Raw genomic sequence first — 494 nt, 5'->3', positions numbered from 1 at the left:
ACGCATCGCAGGAATGGGGCTGATGCTTGCCGCCGAGGCGGCAGGCATCAGCCCGCGCACTGCGCGCAAGTGGCTCAAGCGCTTCCACGAAGGCGGCGTGCAGGGCTTGCACGACCGCAGCTCTCGCCCGGTGAGGACGCGCACGAACCTGGACGCTGCACTGCACGAACGCATCGAGCAGTTGCGCCGCTCGCGCATGCCCATGCGCCGCATCGCCACCGTCGTTGGACGCAGCGTGGCCACGGTCAGCCGTCTGCTCGCACGCCTGGGGCTGTCCAGCCTGAAGGCACTGGAGCCCATTGCGCCAATCGTTCGCTACGAGCGAGAAGCGCCCGGAGAGCTGCTGCATATCGACACCAAGAAGCTGGGACGCATCGTGCAGCCCAGCCACCGTGTGACGGGCGATCGTCGCGATACCACGCGAGGCGCCGGCTGGGAGTTCGCTCACGTGGCCATCGACGACCACTCGCGTGCGGGCTTCGTGCAGATGCACG

The 494-nt window shown here is 68.0% G+C and carries 1 protein-coding gene; it reads left to right on the top strand.

Going from position 1 to position 494, the window contains the following annotated elements; all coding sequences use genetic code 11:
* Positions 1-494, top strand: a 494-nt coding sequence (locus tag AC3A6Y_RS35005) for a helix-turn-helix domain-containing protein (RefSeq protein ID WP_487872793.1), incomplete at both ends; no start/stop codon positions are given.

The sequence above is a fragment of the Variovorax sp. Soil_C_17 genome, assembly GCF_057657265.1.
Note: the sequence above shows the minus strand (reverse complement) of the source record. Positions and strands in the feature narration are given on the sequence as shown.